This window comes from Vampirovibrionales bacterium (genome assembly GCA_016712355.1).
Lineage (GTDB): Bacteria > Cyanobacteriota > Vampirovibrionia > Vampirovibrionales > Vampirovibrionaceae > JADJRF01.
The window spans coordinates 996,868-1,016,234 of sequence record JADJRF010000005.1; the positions used below are offsets into that span (position 1 = coordinate 996,868).

The 19,367-nt window shown below is 59.7% G+C and carries 21 protein-coding genes; 11 read left to right on the top strand and 10 right to left on the bottom strand.

Annotation, left to right across the window (positions count from 1 at the left end):
* Nucleotides 1-132: 132 nt before the first annotated feature.
* Complete coding sequence (locus IPK79_05900) at nucleotides 133-462, top strand: hypothetical protein (GenBank protein ID MBK8189967.1); 330 nt, start codon at nucleotides 133-135, stop codon at nucleotides 460-462.
* On the opposite strand, the gene IPK79_05905 is transcribed toward IPK79_05900, so the two are convergent.
* Both IPK79_05905 and IPK79_05910 read right to left on the bottom strand, forming a co-directional pair.
* Nucleotides 459-3,251 (bottom strand): PilZ domain-containing protein, encoded by a 2,793-nt coding sequence (locus IPK79_05905; GenBank protein ID MBK8189968.1) that lies wholly within the window; start codon nucleotides 3,249-3,251, stop codon nucleotides 459-461. The two genes, IPK79_05900 and IPK79_05905, sit on opposite strands and share 4 nt — an antisense overlap.
* A 4-nt stretch (nucleotides 3,252-3,255) precedes the next feature.
* Nucleotides 3,256-3,777, bottom strand: a complete 522-nt coding sequence (locus IPK79_05910) for a hypothetical protein (GenBank protein ID MBK8189969.1) — start codon at nucleotides 3,775-3,777, stop codon at nucleotides 3,256-3,258.
* 202 nt (nucleotides 3,778-3,979) lie between these two features.
* Between IPK79_05910 and IPK79_05915 the strand changes: the two genes are divergently transcribed.
* Nucleotides 3,980-6,187 carry a transglycosylase SLT domain-containing protein gene (locus IPK79_05915; GenBank protein MBK8189970.1) on the top strand — a complete coding sequence of 736 codons (2,208 nt, stop codon included), beginning with the start codon at nucleotides 3,980-3,982 and terminating at the stop codon, nucleotides 6,185-6,187.
* A 21-nt stretch (nucleotides 6,188-6,208) separates the two neighbouring features.
* Here the strand turns inward: IPK79_05915 and IPK79_05920 are convergent, their stop codons facing one another.
* Nucleotides 6,209-6,913 (bottom strand): hypothetical protein, encoded by a 705-nt coding sequence (locus tag IPK79_05920; protein MBK8189971.1) that lies wholly within the window; start codon nucleotides 6,911-6,913, stop codon nucleotides 6,209-6,211.
* A 139-nt stretch (nucleotides 6,914-7,052) separates the two neighbouring features.
* On the opposite strand from IPK79_05920, the gene IPK79_05925 reads away from it, so the two are divergent.
* From IPK79_05925 to recR, 3 genes are all read left to right on the top strand, one after another.
* Nucleotides 7,053-8,090: a hypothetical protein gene (locus IPK79_05925; GenBank protein MBK8189972.1), complete on the top strand. Its 1,038-nt coding sequence runs from the start codon at nucleotides 7,053-7,055 to the stop codon at nucleotides 8,088-8,090.
* Between the two features lie 112 nt (nucleotides 8,091-8,202).
* Nucleotides 8,203-8,520: a YbaB/EbfC family nucleoid-associated protein gene (locus IPK79_05930; protein ID MBK8189973.1), complete on the top strand. Its 318-nt coding sequence runs from the start codon at nucleotides 8,203-8,205 to the stop codon at nucleotides 8,518-8,520.
* Between the two features lie 29 nt (nucleotides 8,521-8,549).
* Complete coding sequence (gene recR / locus IPK79_05935; protein MBK8189974.1) at nucleotides 8,550-9,167, top strand: recombination protein RecR; 618 nt, start codon at nucleotides 8,550-8,552, stop codon at nucleotides 9,165-9,167.
* 109 nt (nucleotides 9,168-9,276) lie between these two features.
* On the opposite strand, the gene IPK79_05940 is transcribed toward recR, so the two are convergent.
* The 3 genes from IPK79_05940 to IPK79_05950 form a co-directional block, all read right to left on the bottom strand.
* Entirely contained in the window at nucleotides 9,277-9,642 is a 366-nt protein-coding gene (locus IPK79_05940) for a hypothetical protein (GenBank protein ID MBK8189975.1), read from the bottom strand.
* Between the two features lie 68 nt (nucleotides 9,643-9,710).
* Nucleotides 9,711-10,040: a hypothetical protein gene (locus IPK79_05945; protein MBK8189976.1), complete on the bottom strand. Its 330-nt coding sequence runs from the start codon at nucleotides 10,038-10,040 to the stop codon at nucleotides 9,711-9,713.
* Nucleotides 10,041-10,393: 353 nt separating this feature from the next.
* Nucleotides 10,394-10,906 (bottom strand): DoxX family membrane protein, encoded by a 513-nt coding sequence (locus IPK79_05950; GenBank protein MBK8189977.1) that lies wholly within the window; start codon nucleotides 10,904-10,906, stop codon nucleotides 10,394-10,396.
* A gap of 81 nt (nucleotides 10,907-10,987) precedes the next feature.
* Between IPK79_05950 and IPK79_05955 the strand changes: the two genes are divergently transcribed.
* The 3 genes from IPK79_05955 (at nucleotide 10,988) to IPK79_05965 (ending at nucleotide 13,553) form a co-directional block, all read left to right on the top strand.
* The gene (locus tag IPK79_05955) at nucleotides 10,988-11,590 is read left to right on the top strand and encodes a TlpA family protein disulfide reductase (GenBank protein ID MBK8189978.1); all 603 of its coding nucleotides are present in this window, start codon (nucleotides 10,988-10,990) and stop codon (nucleotides 11,588-11,590) included.
* A gap of 152 nt (nucleotides 11,591-11,742) precedes the next feature.
* The gene (locus tag IPK79_05960) at nucleotides 11,743-12,642 is read left to right on the top strand and encodes an enhanced serine sensitivity protein SseB C-terminal domain-containing protein (GenBank protein MBK8189979.1); all 900 of its coding nucleotides are present in this window, start codon (nucleotides 11,743-11,745) and stop codon (nucleotides 12,640-12,642) included.
* Nucleotides 12,643-12,788: 146 nt separating this feature from the next.
* A complete protein-coding gene (locus IPK79_05965; protein ID MBK8189980.1) occupies nucleotides 12,789-13,553 on the top strand; it encodes an SIMPL domain-containing protein in 765 nt (254 codons plus the stop codon).
* Here the strand turns inward: IPK79_05965 and ruvX are convergent.
* Nucleotides 13,546-14,007 (bottom strand): Holliday junction resolvase RuvX, encoded by a 462-nt coding sequence (ruvX, locus tag IPK79_05970; GenBank protein ID MBK8189981.1) that lies wholly within the window; start codon nucleotides 14,005-14,007, stop codon nucleotides 13,546-13,548. The genes IPK79_05965 and ruvX overlap by 8 nt on opposite strands.
* A gap of 286 nt (nucleotides 14,008-14,293) precedes the next feature.
* Between ruvX and IPK79_05975 the strand changes: the two genes are divergently transcribed.
* Together IPK79_05975 and mqnC are read left to right on the top strand one after the other, a co-directional pair.
* Nucleotides 14,294-14,614, top strand: coding sequence for a hypothetical protein (locus tag IPK79_05975; GenBank protein MBK8189982.1), 321 nt, complete (start codon nucleotides 14,294-14,296; stop codon nucleotides 14,612-14,614).
* A 124-nt stretch (nucleotides 14,615-14,738) separates the two neighbouring features.
* A complete protein-coding gene (gene mqnC, locus IPK79_05980; GenBank protein ID MBK8189983.1) occupies nucleotides 14,739-15,833 on the top strand; it encodes a dehypoxanthine futalosine cyclase in 1,095 nt (364 codons plus the stop codon).
* Here mqnC and IPK79_05985 read toward each other — a convergent pair.
* Complete coding sequence (locus IPK79_05985; GenBank protein MBK8189984.1) at nucleotides 15,830-16,534, bottom strand: hypothetical protein; 705 nt, start codon at nucleotides 16,532-16,534, stop codon at nucleotides 15,830-15,832. The two genes, mqnC and IPK79_05985, sit on opposite strands and share 4 nt — an antisense overlap.
* 2 nt (nucleotides 16,535-16,536) lie before the next feature.
* Nucleotides 16,537-17,103, bottom strand: coding sequence for a DUF366 family protein (locus tag IPK79_05990; protein ID MBK8189985.1), 567 nt, complete (start codon nucleotides 17,101-17,103; stop codon nucleotides 16,537-16,539).
* A gap of 154 nt (nucleotides 17,104-17,257) precedes the next feature.
* On the opposite strand from IPK79_05990, the gene IPK79_05995 reads away from it, so the two are divergent.
* Nucleotides 17,258-18,490: an MFS transporter gene (locus IPK79_05995; GenBank protein MBK8189986.1), complete on the top strand. Its 1,233-nt coding sequence runs from the start codon at nucleotides 17,258-17,260 to the stop codon at nucleotides 18,488-18,490.
* A gap of 10 nt (nucleotides 18,491-18,500) precedes the next feature.
* Here IPK79_05995 and IPK79_06000 read toward each other — a convergent pair whose 3' ends face one another.
* Nucleotides 18,501-19,364 (bottom strand): WecB/TagA/CpsF family glycosyltransferase, encoded by an 864-nt coding sequence (locus IPK79_06000; protein ID MBK8189987.1) that lies wholly within the window; start codon nucleotides 19,362-19,364, stop codon nucleotides 18,501-18,503.
* Between the last annotated feature and the right edge of the window lie 3 nt (nucleotides 19,365-19,367).

Here is a 19,367-nt window from a genome sequence, read left to right on the forward strand (position 1 = left end):
GCGATTCCTGTCGTTGACGCCACAAATATTACCCCGTCGAACGAGACGCCCCAAGCGCCTTCCGTCGTAAAACCCGCAGCTTCCAGCAATGCTAATAACGCGCCAAGGAATACGACACCCTCAGCGCCCAATTTGGATTCCGTCTATAGCCCTAATAATCAATCGAGCGATGCTCCCAAAAAGCCAGAAATTGATGGAAAGATGCACGAATTGGGGGCCTTCCCAAGCCTAACCCGGTTTGGCCAACTGGATACCAACCAGGATAAATCTCTGAGCCGCGAAGAATTGACGGCGGGGACCAGTCATGCAGATCCGGGCGCGAGATACGCTGCCGGCGTGTTCCTCCCGGCATTTGACACAATCAGCAAATTGGATGGCAAGGAAGGTCTCACCTTTGGTGAAGTCAGGGCCGTCTCGATGGGATGGGGTATCATTCGGCTTGACCCGAAGGAAGAAAACTAGTTGCGGCGGGCGACGGCCTCCACAGGCGCGACTTGTGAAGAATCTAGGGACGGCTCATGCGAGTCGTCTCTCGCGTTTTCTGGGCCGCTTTCTGGCGCGCGCGACATCCAGCGGGCCAGATGCGCGAGCGTGGGCCAGTCGGACGTCGTCAGGGCAACCAGAGCCATCGCTTCGCGGGCGTGCTGGGTGATGCCGGTTAAGCTGGGACCGCCGTTGAGTATCTGAACCTCTACGACCTCGCCTTGCGCCAGAAGCGGGGCGTCGCTCTCAGGCCAGTGGACAATGATGCGCGCGGGGCTGGCCTGGACAATCGTCGCGCGCTGGAAGCCGTCGCGCGTTGCCGTGCGAACGCGGCAGGGCCAGATGACATCGGCGTCAAAGGCGCTGCGAACGCGTCCGATGGGCGTTGGATACAGGCGCGCAATCCAGCGACGCCAGTCGTCAGGCGATAAAGCCTCAAAAACGAGGCCTAATTCCTGCTGTTCCGCGTTCCACGGGCCGGTTCGCGCGACGCGCGCGGGTAACGAAACGGTTTCGCCGTCTTCCCACGTCACATGCGCTGTTAATCCCGCGTGACGGGGCCAGCGACGCGGAAAATTCTGGGCGTCAGCCGCCATTCCGTTTTCGCTGACGTCGCGCGCCACGGCGCGCCACACGCGTTGATCGCGCTGAAGCTCGCAGGTCAGCGCCTTGCGCATGCGCACCGTCTGACGACGGCTGGGGCGCTCTCTCAAGCGCCAACGGTAGGCGCTGGCCAATACCAGATAAGCCCAGACCCGCCATGGCGCGCTGATGGACGGCGATGGTCCGGCAGACGCTGCGCTCGCCTCTCGGACTAAGATACCGGCAAGGGCGCGATGCGCGGGCTCAGAAACGTTGTCAAACTCAAAGGCGACGCGACAGCGATTGGCGCTGTCCAGGCTGCTGCGGATGGGCCGCGCCTGCATGGGGTCGGCCAACGCGGAGGCGTCATCGAGCAGCGTCACCTGACAGCCTTCGCGCAAGGGAATGGGGTCGTTGAAAACTGCCATCAGCCCGGTTTCGCTCAGATTGATCACGCGGCCAAAGGCCAGCGTGCGATCGGCGCATTGAACCACGCATGGAATGGCAGAGACTCTCACGCGCGGCGATTGTCGGCGACGCGGACGATCCAGACTCGCGCACAGAGCTGATGCCAACAGGCAGACGTTATAAAACGCCCAGAGGGTCATCACGTCCCGTAAGCCGCTGGCGTCCGCTTCGCTGAGGGTCTGGCGAATCCCTACGCCTAAGGCCAGCGCCAACACGCCCAGCAAGAGCGCTGGCTCGATCCAAAATCGCGCAGAGGACAGGCGTCTGACGCTATGAGAAGGAAACAACAGCGCGCGCCAGGCGTTAAGCGCGCCCATGGCTTCTCCCAATACCTGGGCCGCCTGGCTTTGTGGGCCGGGTAAATGTCTCGTCGATCCTGCGTGGGCATATAAGGCCAGCGCAACCCAAGCCGGGAAATAAAAAGTTGCCAGCTCCCAACGACCCGTCGTCAGAGGCGAAACGCCCGCCAGCAGCGCCACGGCCGGGCTGAGCAGAAAAATCAGGCGCGCCGCCCGCCGCAACGTTTGTCCGCCGTAGGGAAAGCCTTCGTCGAGTATGCCTTTAAACCCGCCCCCCCAGAGGTTTCGAAGGCGTCTTGAAAAGATTAAATCTTCGCGCAAAGCGCGGTGTGGCCCGTCGGACCCGCCTGCATCGCGCAGGCTAAGCACAGGCGTTGTGTCGTCGTGCGTGACGGCGTATCCTTGAGCGCGCAGGGCGTCAGTGAGGGCGGAGATATCTTCGGCCGGGCTCTGAAGCGACGTCAGCGCGTCAAGACGTAACAGCCAGACGGACTCTTCGCCGGAATCCGCTAATAAAGCGCCTGCGCCAACGCCTTGCAGCGCCTCGCGCAAGCCCAGATTCCGCAGGCGGCCGTCTGAAACCACGCGCGCGCAGGGAAATGAGGCCATCGCGATCGTCGCTCGATTCAGAATCCGGGTGGCTTGAGCCGCCAGACTCGGCGACGGAATCTGTCCCGACTGAAGCAGCAGCGCGCCGCTTGCCTGAGATACCAAGCCGCCATGCCGTTTGCTAATTGCCGGAAACAGGGGTTGCGCTGGGCGCAGATGCATCACCTGCGCATTCAGCGTTCTGGCGATGGCGGCAATCGCGGGTCTCTCCTGGCGATCCACCAGCCACAGATGTTCAGGCGCAATGCCCATACGCTGACACGCCAGCGTGGTGCGGTACAGATCGCGCGCATCTGCTGGGCTGAACGTGTCGGGGGCAAAAATCAGGGCTTCGAGAATAGGCGTTTCAAGGCCCTGCTCGTGGAGAGGGGCAGCGTGATTGCCTTCGGCAAGGGCTTGACGCCATAGAGGGGCCAGCGCAAGGCACCAGCCGACGGTTTCCGCCAGCGCCAGAGTCCAGGCGGGCAGATGCCACAGCGCGCCGTCCTGCGGGAGGGTCTCCAGCCATCGCCAGCTTAATAATCGCGCGCCCGCAAACGACAGGAGTGCCGGCGCAATCCAGCGTCCAGAGGCTCCCGGATGTCGGCGCGTCAAGGCGTGAGCGCCCATGATCAGGGTTGCCAGAAGCAGGCTGACGCTGGCGTGAAGAATCAGCGGCCATCCGAGCGCGCGCCGTAAAAATAATCCATCGAGATGCGGCAGTGAAAGCCACGTCAGCGTTAGAATCAGCGCCGAGACGGCCAAAGTCTTCAGCCAGAGGCGTCGATTCAGACGATTGACGGGGAATGCCTGGCGCAGCGGGGTTATCATGAGACTACGCCCAAAAAACGACGTTCGACGTTACCACCGGCATGCGAGGCGTTTTTCCGCCCAGCGCCAACGCCGCCTGAAAAACAGACGTCAGGGCGACAATCCCTTGAAATGCCAGCGCGGAGTAGATAAGAGCAGTCATCACCGCCTGACGAAAGTCTAAGGAGACCGGGAAGATGGCTGCGCTGGCGATGACAAGCTTTCCCAGAAGCAGAATCAGCGAGATACTCCAGTAGAGCAGGAAAAAGAGCATGCACCCTTGCAGGAAGTGAAAGCGCAGGAAATACGACCATTTCAGACGCCCGCGATGAATAAAGGCCCCATAGAAAATAGCGGCCAGAAAAAAGAGATTGAGCGGCAGTCCGCTGCCCATCTGGAAGAAGACCAGCGCGCCAAAGGCGAGATAGAAGCCGACGGCGCCGAGGCGATCGCGCCAGTCGAGACCGGCGGCGGCGCGTGGAGGAAAGGGACGAACATTGCTGCGCATCTCCTTACTATAGCGTAAGTTCGGCCGTATGGGAGCCATCCTCCAATGCCTTGCCCGCGCTGGCCGATGAATGCTATGCTGCCTCGGGCCCGTTCGCTGCTCGTCGCGCCGCTCTTAAGAGAAAAGGCCGCAGGCTCGACGGTAAACGATCAGGCGATACACCGGACAATCACAGGCGGCTGGATGCGCAGCGATGGCGAGTAACAGGCGACGCGGGGCCGGGAAGGCGAGTCGGAGCATCATGGCGAAATCTCTTGCGGGCGCGGCCTTGGTTGCGGGCGTTGTCGCGCTGGCGTGGTGGGGCGTTCAATCGGGCTGGAACGTCAGCGAGGCGGTGGAATCGGTTATCGATGGCTTTCAGCGCGCCACGCGCACGGCGCAACGAGACAGCCGCCTGTTTAATCCCGCTCAGCCGCTTTCGTTAGACGCGGCGCGCGCGCTGTATCGTAAAAGCCTGAGCGCGCAAAGCCAGGGCGACGCCAAAGCGGCGCTGGACGGATTCAATCAGTTAGAGTCGGCTCTTCCCGCTTTGAGCCCTTGGATTCTCTTTCATCAGGCGGAGGCGCTGGGCGCGCAAGGGCAAGAGGCCGCCGCGCAAGAGCGCCTGAAAGACGTCATTGCTCAAGTCCCGGCTAGTCCCTTACATGGGGCGGCACTGTACGCGCTGGGACAATCGCGTTTACGCGCGCGTCAAGAAGAGGCGGCTCGCGAGGCTTTCATCAAAACGCGGCAGCAGTTTGGTCAAAGCGATTATGGCATTGCCAGCCTGTATTATCTGGGCGAACTTGCGGGACGGGCGGCGAGCGTCGAAGCTGCCGCTTCAGGATCGCCCACGCCTCCGCGCCGCGTTTTGCCGCAAGCCCAACTCGCCTTCTGGCGCGAGTACCTCGACAAAAGCCCGGACGGGCGCTTTGCCTTCGAGATCGCCTCAACCCTGCAAGGCGCTCTGGAAGCTCCTGCGGCGGACGATTGTCGACGCATCTCGCTGGGACTTGCCAGCCATGGGGCTTTTCCTAAAAATGCCATGCGGTTTTTTGACTGTGCGCCTTTTCAGGATATCTGGCTGAGTCAGGCGATGGCGCTGCGCGACGCCGGCGAGCCGACACAGTCCGCCGAGACGGCGCTTCGCGGTCTGGCGGTCGCCCTTGACGCCGAACAACGCGCCAAAGGCGTCGATCTCCTTGTTCGTCTTCTCCCTGCTGATCAGGCCGCCGCTGCGCTGAGTAAGCTGCGCCTGCAGGACGCGCAAAAAGCGCCGACTGCTGCCGGAGGCGATTATGTCTTGTGGCGTCTGGCAGAGTTAGATTCGGCGGGCGCGCCTGCCTATTGGCAGGAAATTCTCACGCGTTACCCGCAAGGCGACTACGCGCCGGAAAGCGGATGGCGTCTGATGTGGCGCCTGATCCGGAGCGGTCAGACGCAGGCGTATTTAGCCCAGAGCGAGAGGCATCTTCAGGCTTATCCTCATTCGCAATCGGCGCCGCAAGCGCTTTTCTGGCGCGCCAAACTGCTGGAGCGTCGCGGCGCCAGGCAAGATGCCTTGAATGCTTACGATTCGCTCCTGTCTGCGTATCCGGCGAGTTATTATGCGTTTCGCGCGTATGGCCGTGTGTTGGCGCTGCGCCATGGTCGCCCCGATCCTCTCTGGCAAACCCGTCCGGGGCGTGCGTTGCCGTCTGCGCCTGAACCGGGAAGCGACGCTGTGTCGATGGACAGTGTGCCCGAGTCGTTGCGTTCGGCGGCCGGCGAATTGATGGCGATCGGCGCCTGTGATGATCTGGCGCTTGCGCAGACGTCCTCGTCGCAAGCGACGGCAAGTCCTTCTCGCGCGGCGATTTTGCTGAAAAGCGCCTGCCTGCATCGCGCAGGCGATCGGGCTCAGGGGATTCGTCTCTTAAGAGAGAATCTCGACGAACGTGCGCGTCAGGGCGACCGCTCGGCTTTTGATCCCAGCGCCGCCGAAATGAAGCTGTTATACCCGCTGTATTTTGCGCCGATTCTAGAACGCGAAGCCCGCTCCAACCGCATTGATCCGTTGCTGGCGCTGTCGTTGACCCGGGAAGAGAGCTATTTCAACGAAATGGCGGTGAGCAGTTCCCGGGCGCTCGGTCTGATGCAGCTGATGCCCGCCACTGCCGGAGAAGTCGCGGGATGGCTGGGCGTTGGCGGCTTTCAGACGATGGCGTTGTTTCAGCCGGAACTTAACATTCGATTTGGCTGCCGGTACCTAGGGCATCTGGATCAGACATTTCCCGGGCAGCCCATGTTGATGGTGGGGGCGTATAACGGGGGCCCAAACGCTGTCAAACGCTGGGTTTCGAAATCGGCCGTTTTTGCGCGCGACCCTGATCAGTTTGTCGAAGAAATCCCCTACGATCAAACGCGGCTCTATATTAAAAAAGTGTTTGGCGCCTACTGGAATTACCGGCGACTATACCGGCTTCAATAAGCGTTGTGGCGGGGTAACGCGTTACGTTCCGCGGATGCGGCCTTCTCCGGCGTCTACTTCCGAATCGCGTAGCGCGATGGTGTAGGCAGGGTCGATGAGCAGGTTCAGGACCGTTTCCTGATCGACGTTCAGGATGCCGGTTTCAAATCCCAGCGTGTGCGTAAACGATTCCCAGTTGGAATGGATATGCCGCAGGCGCAGCGGAAAGGCGTAAGACTGGCCCTTGTGAAGCGCCTGAAAACTGTATTCTCGGCCCAGCGCCATTGACAGCACCGGCGTGTTGCTCTGATAAGACAAGGCAAGGCCTTTGGGAGAAGCATTGACCACTTGCCACGCAAAATCCTCTCCCAGCGCCATCGGGAAGAAGGCGTCGCGTCGCAGCGTTCGGCGGCGATCTGCGTGCGTTTCGCGTTGCAGACCCGAGCAGAGATGCACTGTCTCAGTTGCCCCCGCATACACCAGCGGCTCGTGGACAGTCAGCGCGAAGGTTTCAAACGCGCCGGTTTCGCCCGGGCGGCTCGAAGCGCCTTCTCCCTGACGAAAACTGACGGGGTCGATCAAAATCCGCGTGCCGGGCGGCAGGCGTCGATCGGCGCGCCGCGTGATGCCTACGTAGACCCGCCATTCTTTTTCCGTCGCCTCCTCCACTTCCAGATGGCAGGCAACGAAGGTGTTAGGCTTGATTTGGTATTTCCCGCGAAGGGTTTTCATTTGAAAAAGCGGCATAACGAACGTGATCATAACATTAAAGAAACGCGTGTCGACGCGCGCGGCGGAACACTTTCGCGGGCCGTCGTCTTTTTATTTATGGTAAGCGTCCGCCGTGGGCGAACGTGGGCCGTCGCGATTAAGGAGTCTGGTTTGTATGGGACGTGATACGCATCTGCGATTCTGGATTCTGACCCTGGGGGCGGTACTCGTTTTGACGGCGGGCGTTTCGGCCCATGCCGCCGAAGGGATTCTCTCGCCGCCAGACGCCCAGCGCCTGGGCTGGATGGAAGAAGCCCTCCTGCCCGCCCGCCATGAGGGCGAAGCGCCTCAAGCGCGTCTGGGGCGTCTGGAATCGCTCGTCTTCGGCGCCGCGCGAGATGGTGAGCCAATGGAAGCGCGCTTGCTCGCCTTACACGAGGCGCTTTTGCAGCGTAAAGCTGCCATGACGCCTGTGGCCTCCTCTGCCTCTGACAATGAGACGGACACAGGGGCCAATACAGACTCAGAACCACAGGGTTTTGAGACTATGAATCGAGGTAATGCCAGCGCTCAGGCGACATTGCCGCCGTTGGCTTCGCCAAACGCCGCCGCCTCTGATCTGCCGATGGTCGATCTGCTGGAGAATAAGGCCTTGGGCCGCGCCTATGGCCATGAACCTCTACAAACCCGGCTGGCGCGACTGGAAACGCGCGTGTTTGGACAAGCGCGTTCTGGAGAAGCGAGCGATCGCGTGGACGCCCTGCGCAACAAGATTTTTGGGACGAATTGGCCGCCCGAGCAAGACGACGAGACAGCCATCGGTACTTCTTCTGCCGCTGGCGTCAGCGCGGGTTCTGCTCAAGAGGCTTATTCGCGCTCCGACTCTGGCGCGTCGGACGTCTTGCCAGACGCATTGCCGGGCGTGCTGACTCCCGATGAGGAAGCGCGCCTGAGCGCCGCCGAGATGCAAACCTTTCGGCGCCGTTTTGCCAATGAATCTCCGGAAGCGCGCGTGGCGCGGCTGGAAATGACGATTTTCAAACGGCTGGCTCCTCCCCAGACCCCGTTGGTCGAGCGTCTGGATCGCGTGGCTGCCGTGACCACCGCCGATCCGGAAAACCCCATTACTTCTGCAGGCGCGCCGGTGACGCGCAGCACGATGATTCGCTCGCTCTGGCCGATTATTCCGATGATTCTGCTGATGTTTCTGTAATCGCGCCTGTCTGCGACAACGCGGCGCGCGTGCACGGCTCTGGAGACGGGGCCGTTTGCGTCTTTGCGCTATAATGGCGGCGTTTCATGTGTGAGTGAAAGAGAGACCCGCCATGTTTGATATTCAGAAGATGATGAAACAGGCCCAGAAGATGCAGGAAAAAATGCAGCGCATGCAGGAAGAAATGGGCGAAATGGAAATTCAGGGGTCGGCGGGCGGTGGCGCCATCGTCATTACCAGTAACGCCAAGCTCGAGTTCCGCAGCGTGACGGTGCAGGCGGAAGCGCTGGGCGATCGCGAAACGCTGGAAGATCTGATTCTCACGGCGTTGCGCGATTTAAACGCCAAGGCCGAAAAAATCACCAAGGAAAAAATGGACGACGTCACCGCCGGGATGCCCTTGCCCCCCGGGATGAAGCTTCCTTTTTAAGCGTTACGCCGAATTAATTTCAGGACGCTATGTCGCTGTACACGTTGCCGCTGGCTCGCCTGGTCGAGACGTTTCAGAAGCTGCCGGGCATCGGCCCTAAATCTGCCCAGCGGCTGGCGTTTCACGTCCTGCGTCAGCCCATGGCCGAAGTGCGCCAATTTGCCGATGCGCTGATTGAGGCCAAAAACGCCATTGGCGAATGCGGCGTCTGCCAGAACCTGTCGGCGCAATCGCCGTGCGAAATCTGCGTCAACGCTCAGCGCGATGCCGGGATTGTCGCCGTGGTGGCCGACCCGCAGGATTTGCTGGCTCTGGAGCGCGCGGGCTCGTTTCACGGGCGCTATCATGTCCTCCATGGGCTGATTTCTCCCATGGATGGCGTTGGCCCGGATGACTTGAAAATCCGCGAGTTGTTGGCGCGCCTGACCCCCGATACGGCAGGCGTTGCGCCGGTGCGCGAAATCATTCTGGCGTTGCCGCCTTCAATCGAGGGCGATGCGACGACGCTTTACCTGACGCGACTGATCCGCCCGCTGGCGATTCTGTTGACCCGCATTGCGTTTGGCCTGCCCGCCGGCGGCGAACTCGATTACGCGGATCCGCTGACCATCAGCCGCGCGCTGGAAGGTCGACGCGAGGTGTCGTAACGCGTCGGCAAAACTTTGGGCAAAAGCCTGATCGCGTAATATAGGCCAAACGCGCCGGAGAGACTTCTCCGACGCGTTTTGGGAATAATTGAGTCAATAACGACGTGTTTTAGTATCCGCCGTAGCCGCCATAGCCGCCGCCGCCGAACATGCCGCCGCCGCCTTGTCCGCCGGATCCGCCGCCGAAGAAGCCGAATCCGAGGAGGAAGGGCGAAATACCCAGGGTCGAGGGCGTCGGGCCGACGTTAATCGGGACCGATTGACCGCTGGAAATGCCCAACAAGCGGTTAATGTTAAACGAACTGGCCGCAGGGGTGAAGAAAAACAGGGGATCGACAAACGGAGGGGGGAACCCGAAACCGGTGATGCCGGGGAAACCGAAAGACTGCTGGGAGAATCCGCCGGCCGCCGTGCTGGGGCCGAACCCGGTCATGTACGGGTAGCCGCCGCCTTGTCCAAAGGGAGAAACTGACATGCTACGTTATCCTTTCGTCACTTCTATCTGGGATCGTCGCGCTACAAACGAGGGGGAACTGCGCCGACTTATGAGAAGGTCTTGAACGTGGAAGCGATATTCTTCCCGATGACCTTCCGAACGGCGTCGATCTCGGTTTGAACCGCATCGCGTTGCGTATCGACCCGACGCAACTGAAGTTCCAGGGCTTTATCCATCGCCTGCAGAGAGGCGATCCGCGCCTGGAGGGCCATCGCTTGCGGCGATTCGGGTTCCAGGTTTGCGCTAATGGCGAACAGAGAGCCGGTGATGTTGGCCAGCTGCATCCGGGCTTGGTTGATGAACTGCCCCTGGAGTTCCAGGTCGCTTTTGCGGGCGGTCAGGATCAAAAATCTTGCTTGGCTTGCCGCAAAACCCATTGATACTCTCCTTTATGGTTTCTCTCGCGGGGTCATTCCGGGGAGGACGTTGTGAAAGCGTTAAAATCAGGTTGAGAAGAAATAGACTTGAGAAGAAATAGACTTGAGAAGAAATAAGCTGAAGAAGAAGGGGTGAGGATTGAAAACCGGGGAGAAAGGTGTTCGATTTATACAAAAATAAAAACATTCTAAAGATTAAAATTGCCTTTTTAGGGTCAATTTCTAAAAATTTTTTTTAGACTTTCTTAAGAATTCAAATCTAAAAGGGGGCTAATCCCTTGCGAGAGCGCGCGTTAAGCCCTGTTGAGCGGGCGCGTGTCCTGTCGTCTCTTTCTCAAATCAGGCGAGAATCGTTAGACAGCGGGCGGCGTTTGATTCTTGCGGCGCAGCAGGCGATCCAGACTCCAGGGCCCGCTGGGCGATACGATCAGCCAGAGGCTCATGGCCAGCAAGGCAATATCTTCCAGCAATTTTTGCGGCGTCAGCGGTTCTTGACGGCCGCCGACAAAGCAGCCGCAATCAATGGCCCCGCCTCGCGCCAGCACCCACGCGATGGCGATGATAAAACTCAGCATCATCGCCGCGATGAGCCCGGCGGCCCAGCGCGTAAACAGCCCGACGATGAGATACGCGCCCGCGAGAATCTCTGCCCACGGCAGCGCATGCGCGTAAAATATGGCCCAATCCGCTGGCAAGACGCCATAGGCATGAACTGCGGCCATGAATGCCTCGAAGTGCCAGCACTTTTCAAGGCCGCTCCACACGAACAGACCGCCCAGAAACACTCGCGCGAGCAATTGTGTCAGGGGCGACGCGACGACCCGCCGTGACAACGGCTGAAGGCGGGCGAGAAAAGAAGCCGTCAAAGGGATGCGTCTCCGTTGGCGCGCTGTTTGATACAATGAATATCGTAGCGCGTTTTGACCCATGGAGACTCGTACGCCCCGATGATGTTAACTCGCACCCTGTTGATTTCCCTGACGATTCTGTTGCTTGCGGGTGTGGGCGGCTACGCGCTGTATCAAGGCGTGGCGGATCGGGCTCAAACCTCTGCATCGGCGTGCGAAACCTACGAGAATCGCGAAAATCGCCGCATTTTGCCGATGGGCGCTGCGCTGCCGCCCCTGACGCTCAACACGTTGGAAGGCCAGACGTTTACTCTATCAGAGGCCCTGCGCACGCCGCGCGTCAAAATGGCGTTGATTGAGCTGTTTGCGACCTGGTGCCCGCACTGCAAGGCGAGCGTGCCCACGCTACGCGCCTTACAACAATCATACGGCGATCGCATGCTGGTGCTGGCCGTCAATGCGGGAGATGCCGCCGAAGAGGCTTCGACCGCCATCGCGTTTCGTGATCAATACGGCGTGACGTACCCGATTCTGGATCGGCCTTCCAAAGACTTGATCAAGGGCTTGTGCGTCAGTAGTTTCCCGACGTTTTATCTGGTGGATAAAAGCGGGCGGATTGTGTGGCGCCACATCGGCGAACTGGAAGCGTCGCGGCGTCAGGCCCTGGAAAAAGCCATCGCGACGGTGTCGCGCACGCCTTAAACAGGGCGCGGGATTTTTCTGAAATCGGGTCGCAATGCTCTGGGTCATTCGGGCGATTTTGAGAAAAATAAGGGGGGCGGGCTTCAGTCTGCGCGTCAGACGCCGATAGCTATAAGGTGTCGTCGACCGCAAGCCGCAGGGGAAAGTCCGCGATGTTCTGGAATCTCTTTGGGTCGCGAAAATCCCAAAAACCGTCCGCCCGCGCCTCAGAAGAGGGGCTGGTCAAGCGGCGGCGACCGTCGACGAGCGTCGCCGAGCTGGAAGCGCTCATGGAACGCCTGGCCGATGAAATGGCTCTTTGCGACGAGACGGAATTCTCGTCGTTAATGGCGCCGTTTTACGAGATGCTCGGCCACGCCACGATTCTGGTTCCCACGGTTGAGTCCCCGGAAAGAGACGGCGGCGGCGAGAAACCGGCCTCGTACCGCTTGATGACGGTTCAGAACCCGGAGGGTGAAACGGGCGTGGCCGTGTTTACCTCGCCTGAAACCCTGTCGATGTGGATTCATGAGCCCATGCGATATGTGGGCATCCCCTTCCGCACGCTTAGCGCCAAAGTGATGGAGCAGGGGCTTGATTTCGTCTTAATTAACCCGGCAGGGCCTGCGCGCGCCGCTCTCTCGCCGTATGAGCTGTCGTATCTGGCCGATGGGCTGGCTCCGCCGCGTCGCCACGCGCTTGAGGCTGGCATGAACGTCGCCCCGCAGACCGAGATTACCGTCTGGGCCCCCACCACGTTGTCGGCGCAAATGTTGACCGAGCGCCTGAAAGGCTGCTTCGGCCAGCGCGAGCGCTGGGTAAAATCCGCCTATGTGTTTGACGTCTCCATTGCGCAGGGCCCTTCGCATCTGGCCATGGCCATCCGCCTGACCGAGGGCGAAGAAGAACGCTGGCAGCAGCAATTGCTGGGCGATGCGCTGGCCATCTCGCGCGAAGTGCTGGAGCGCAACCAGTATATGGATTTCTTCCTGCTCAATGAATCCGATGATCTTGAACGGATGCTGCAATCGGTGACTGAGCCGTTTTTTGAGAATCGCCAGGCCATAGGTTAATTCAGGGCTTGCGGGTATAATAGGCCGACACGGACGCTTTGCGTTGCGGGCGCTCTGCTTCTGGCGGGCGACGAGGAACGCCGAGGGGTTCGTCACGACGGATATACCCAGACTGCGACAAGAATACTATAAGAAGGAGAACGCCTGTGGCCGCGCCCGAAAACGCGCTGGAACGCGTCAAGGAATTCCAACTCGCCCTGCTGGGCCTGTTTCTGATGATTGGCCTGACCGTGGCCGCCATGGTCGCCGCCTCGGCGCTGGTACAGGTGAAGCGCTATCCCTACGAAGTGGTGACCGTCACGGGCGCAGCGGCCAAAAACATCCAGTCGGATTTCGCAGAATGGACGTGCCGTTTTGCGCGGCGCGCCAATGCCCCGGCCAGCGCCTTCAAGGCGCTGCAAAGCGATCGCGCCGTGATTGTCGAGTATCTGAAAAGCGTCGGCGTGACGGCCGCCGAGATGGAAGTCTCGCAAATTGGCACGACCGCTCTGTATAAACTCAACGATCGCGGTGATACCACCAATCAGATAGAAGGTTATGAGTTGTCGCAAACCATCACCTCGCGCTCAGCGGATGTGGTGAAGATTGACCGCGCCGCGCGCGAAGCCACGTCTTTGATGTCGCGCGACATGGTAGTGGATTCACAAACCCCGTCGTTCTATTACACCAAGCTCGACGATCTCAAGGTTAAAATGCTGGGTGATGCGACGCAAAACGCCTTTCAGCGCGCCCAAAGCATGGCCAAAAGCACCGGGCGCGGCATTGGTCGCTTGCGCACGGCCAATATGGGCGTCTTTCAGATCACGGCCCCCAATTCTACAGAAGTCTCTGATTACGGGGTGAATGACACCTCGTCGCGCGAGAAAAAAGTCACGGCGGTTGTCAATGCCACGTTTGAGCTGGCTAACTGACGGCGTCTGGCGACTCGGGCGACGTTTGCCGCGCCCGCGCATCGAGATAATCCTGTAAAATACGCGCGGCGGCGGCCTGGTCTACCAATCCTTTCTGACGGGACGGCGCAATGCCCTGGGCGCGTAAGGTCTGCTGCGCCAGCGTTGAGGTAAGCCGCTCATCGAAGAAAACAACCTCGCAGCCTAGATGCGTCTGCAAAGCCTCGCCAAACGCGCGGACTTTTTGCGCCATAGGGCCTTCGCTGCCGTTCATGTTGCGCGGCAGGCCGAGTACGATGGTCGAAACGCCGTATTGATCCCGCAGCGCCGCCAGCGGTGTCCAGAGATCGGTCCTGGCGTTGCGCTCCAGCGTCGGGAGCCCCACGGCGAAATGCCCCAGCGGATCGCTGATCGCAAGACCAATGCGTCGTTGACCGTAGTCAATGGCTAGAATCCGGGCGTAAACAGCGGTCATGAGCGGTTGCCTTCCGATTGAGGGCATCATGGGGGCATGTTGATTATGTCACGATCGTTATTACAGCAAACCGGTATCCTCTTTCGATACTATCTGTAATACGGTTGCCGCGGTCTTGAAAATGCTCAATTCCTTTCGTGCCCTCAGTCTCCAGAACGCTCCCCAGAAGGCGTCTTCAGAGCATCACATGCTGTCGCGCCTGTATGCGCTTTGTCTGCGTGACGGCGCGCGCGACGGACCCTGCTGTCAACTGGTCTTCACGACGCCAGAGAGGGAGCAGATACTAATGACGGCGCACTCTGGCCTCGATCGCCTCTATATTTCAGCGCAGCAGCCTTCCCCCGAAATGCCATGGCGTTGGGCCGCCTCGCGACCTGCTGCGTCGACACCCACGTCGAAATACGTGGCGTATCGAGTGGCCGCGCATCTCGGTCAGTGGATTCGGGGCTGGCAATCTCAGGTTTTTGTCGATAAGCGTTTCCCCAAGTCGGGCGTGATGGAATACCATGATGATCCTCTCAGCGACCGCCAGATCCTCGAACTGATTGAGCGCGTTGGGGAACGCATTGGGGAGCGGGTCGGGCGCGTGGCATTGGAAAAGCCCTGATCCGCGCTGAAAGCGCTTGAGCTATCGCTTGCGATTTGCTACCGTAACGATCCGTTCTCATAACGTTCCGTTCTATGGGCGAGTTGTATAGGCCACGCCAACGGCTTGATGAGGTTTGATTGCCATGCCCTTTCCGACAGCCGCTGACGCCCCGGCGTTGCGTTTCTCGCAACGCGTGGACGGCGATCAGGCCCTGAAGCTGTTTCGCGAAACCGATCTGCTGACGCTGGCCGCCATGGCCGAAACCGTCAAGGCGCGCTTTCACGACCCGGACGCGCCATATACGTTTATCATCGACCGCAACGTCAATTACACCAATATCTGTAACGTCGATTGCCTCTTCTGCGCTTTTTACCGCCATGCGGACGCGCCCGACGCCTATACGCTGACGTATGAAGAAATCCACGCCAAGGCCCAGGAGCTGGTGACGCTCGGCGGAACGCAACTCCTGTTGCAAGGCGGGGTTAATCCGGCGCTGCCCTTCGAATACTATCTGGATTTACTGCGTCAACTGCGGCGGGATTTTCCCGCGCTGACGCTGCACGCGTTCTCTCCGACCGAAATTGCGTTTATGGCTGAGCAGACCGGTCAAACGCTGCGCCAGACGTTATTACGCTTGCAGGAGGCGGGCTTGTCGTCGCTGCCCGGCGCCGGAGGCGAAATTCTGCACGATGATATCCGTCGGCGCGTGAGTCGTAAGAAGGTCAATACCGAAGACTGGCTTGGCGTTATGGAAGCCGCGCACGAGCTGGGTCTGAAGACCTCTGCAACCATGATGTTTGGCATGATGGAGTCCGACTGGCATATTGTCGATCATCTGCTTCAGATTCGCGCGTTGCAGGATCGCTCCGGCGGTTTCATCTCGTTTATCCCGTGGACGTTTCAACGTGAGAACACGGCTTTGGCCCGTCTGACGCAACCTCCGCCCGACGGGCTGGCGTATTTACGCGTCACGGCGCTGGCGCGCCTGGTGCTGGACAATATTCCCAACATCGGCGCGTCGTGGATCACGCAGGGCATGAAGCTCGGACAGGTCGCTTTGACGATGGGGGCCAACGACATGGGCGGCCTGCTGCTGGAAGAAAACGTCGTCACGCAAGCTGGAGCGACGCCCACCACAAAAAGCGTGGCGGAGATGGTCAAAGCGATTCATGCAAGCGGACGCGACGCAGCCCAGCGCGATACGCAATACGCCGTTTTGAAGCGCTTTACGCGTTAGGGCGCAATTGGCCGGATTTTCGCGCCGTTTTGGCCGGCGACGGCTTCTGCGCTCTCGCGACTGGAGAAGGTGCCCAGTTTGACGACGTGACGTCCGCCGGACAAACCGGAGAAGGCTTCGACGCCGCGGCCCTTGAGGGTTTCAGCGGCAGCGCGGGCTTCAGTGTCTGAGCCATAACCGTCGACATACACCTGATACAGCGTCTTGGGCGCAGGCGGGGTCGCAACCGGGGTTGGCGCAGGCGGGGCGACGCGCGGGCGGAGGCGCGGCTCAAACGCCGGGTCGGGGGGTTCTAGCGTACGCGTAACCGGCGGCGGAGGCGGGGTCATGGGTCGCCTGAGCGCGGGGGCCGCAGGAGGGGGCGGTTCGACTTGTACTAAGGTCGGCGGCGCATGCGAAGGCGATTCTACCACGGCTTCCTGAGCCGATTGCGGCGGGGGCGTCTGGACTTGCGTCGTGGGCGCAATGGCAGGAGCGACAAATGCCGGGCTTCCCGGTACTCTGACCACCGCGCTGCCGGTGTTGGCGGCTTTAAATTCCGCAGGCGGTCCCTCATCTTCAAGAATCGGCGCAGATTCGGGCGTTTTGGTATCGAACGACAAATCGATGTTTTTAAACACCAGATTAAACAGCACCAGCAAAATCACCAGCGAAACGGTCATCGTGGAGAAAAAGAGAATCAGAATTCTGCGAAAGCCCATGGTTAGCGCACCGCCTTCACTTTACATGTCGATCGTTTAATATCCTGCCACTCGTCGGCCAGAATGCGCATACAGGCGTTGGCCAGACTGCGCGCATCCTCAATGCCCAAATCGCATCCCAATCCTGCGGCCTCGACAGGCGCGCCGGCGGGATCGATATTCAGGCCGGTGTGGATGAGGCAGGATGTTGGACTGATGGTGCAGATCGAGACCGACAGCTTTTTCGTGTTCTGGTAAAACAGGTCGTCGCCGATGCGCCGCACCGCCAATTCGCCGCGCTCGGCGTTGATGCGGTCCTGTAAAATCGAGGAAAACAGCCGCTGAGCCACCACGCCCTCTTCCAGCGGAATGCCAAACAGTTCAATAATAAAGTGCAGCATATTTTTAGAGTAAATATAGTCTTCGTTCAGCACGTCTTCAAGGTCGACCATGCGCGAGATATCCACGTGACAGGGGCCGATAAAGGCCGCCACGGCGTCCCCCAGAATTCCGGCGTTCCGGTAAATCCAGTGACTGACCAGCTCTTCGCCGGTGTAAGGATGGGGTTCTTCCATAAAATGGGTTTTCATCGAGGAAATTCCATCGGTCGCCGCCTCGTGGAATGAATTCACGATTAGTATACGTCAAAACCGGGCGCGGGCGCGTTTGAGGTTTGCGCACGTTATAATCGTGACGCTTCTTTATTAATAAGCATATCCCCCGTGTTTGCTCTTTTGAACGCTGATGACGCCCGCTTCTTCCGCTGCCTGTTCTGATTTGCGGCCTTGCGACACTCGTCGCTTGCCGTTGTGGACGTTGCCTTTCTTAATGATGGCGCTGGTTGCGCTGGCGTTCTTCAGCGCATTTCATCTCATCACGCCAACGCTTCCCTTGTATTTGCATCAACGTGGGATGAACGGCGGCGCCATTGGCGTGATGGTCTCGGCGTTTATGGCGGCTTCTCTGATAACGCGTCCGCTGATGGGCCGCTGGGCGGATCTCGCCTCCAAAAAGAGGCTGATTGTCGTTGGCGCTGCTTGCTTTGCCGCCTGCGCGCCGTGCTACCTCCTGCCGCTTTCCGATGGCGCCTTGTTTGCGCTGCGACTGATTCACGGGGCCGCGTTCTCACTTTTTGTGGCCGCTTATTATGGGTATTTACTGCAGGTTTTGCCGCAAGCGCGGCGCGCCGAAGCCCTCAGCGCCCATAGCAATGTCGTGATGCTGGCGCTGGCGCTGGGGCCCATGGCCGGATTATGGCTCATGGAGACGGTTTCGATAGGACTGGTCTTCTGGACGATGCTGGCTTTAGGCATCGCGGCGCTGCTGTTATGTCTGGCTTTGCCGCCAGAGCCACAGGCGGACCCTGTGACACGACTTCATAACCCCGTTCAGAATGCTGACGTCACATGGATTCATCCTAAAGCGCTGGGTCCTGGCGCGTTGATGGCCTCTGTCAGCGTGTTATACGGGGCGGTGCTGCCCTTCGCCCCCCTGATTGGCCACGAAAAAGGCATGGACGCCATGGCGCCCCTGTACCTGCTCTATACCGCAGGCGTTATCGTGACCCGTTCTGTCAGCGGCGCGCTGTCAGATCGCTATGGACGCGCGGCGGTGCTGATTCCGGCGATGGCTTTGAGCGGCGTTTCGGTCTGGTGTATGGCGTTCACGCCGACCTCGTGGGGGTTGTTGTTAAGCGCGCTGGCGTACGGTCTGACTGGCGGAGCCGTTCAACCGTCATTGATGGCCATGGTCGCCGATCGCCTCGAAGACGGCGAACGCGCCAGCGCCATGGCGACCTTTACGATGTTCGGCGATTTTGGCATGGCGCTTGGCAGCCTGATCATCGGGGGGCTCAGCGCTTGGACAGGTTATGGAGGCGCGCTGGCATTCCCTGCCCTCATCGCGCTCAGCGGCGCAACGGCGTTGTGGATGTCGCATCAGCGTCAAAGTCGAGCGACGGCTCAGGCGTCGAACTAGCGCCGAGCGATTATCGCGCCATTTCGGCGCGGAAAAGCCGAAATGGGATGGGGCGGTTGTGCCCGTCTGCCGAAAAAATGCTTCGCAGCCGATGAGGCGCAGCTTGTAAACACGCGCGGCCCATAAACCACGGATTGCCAATTAAATAACGTCCCATTAAGCGGCGAGGCTCTGACGAAAAGCGATACAGCCACTCAAAACCTGCGTCGCCCATCCACTGCGGGCACCGGGGTTGACGCCCTGTAAAATAATCCATCACGGCACCCAGCGGTAGAATGGCGCCCACGTCGATCTGAGAGCGTCGCTTGTCTACCCAGAATTCCTGAATGGGCGTACCCAGCCCGACAATCAGCAGGTCGGGCTTGAGGCGGTTAATCTCGTCAATCACGTCGCGCTCCTGCGCAGGGTCATTAACGAAATACCCATGATGAAACCCAATCACGGAATGACGCGGCGCAACAGCGTTGAGCAGGGCAAGCATTTTTTCAGCGATGCCCGGCTCGCCTCCCAGCAGATAAATGGAAAGGCGCTCTTTGGCCATAAAGCGAAAGAACGACAAAAACCAGTCGGCGGCTGGGAGCCGTCGCGGAAGCCATTGCCCGGCGAGGCGCGCCGCCCATTGAATGCCCGCGCCGTCGCAGTAGACGACGTCAGCGCGCGTCAGAAATCGTTTGAGCTTGGGCAAACGAAAGGCGGTGTTGAGGACATGCGCATTCACATAAGTAATCAAGGCCTGTTGCGGCTTGCGAATCTCCAGGGCAATGCGCTCAAACAAGCTCTGTTCACTTTGAAAGGCGGCGATAGTGACGCCTTCCACATTCACGCATGCGGGATAAGCGCCCACGGCGCTAATCATTGTTTCCTGAACGCTCATACG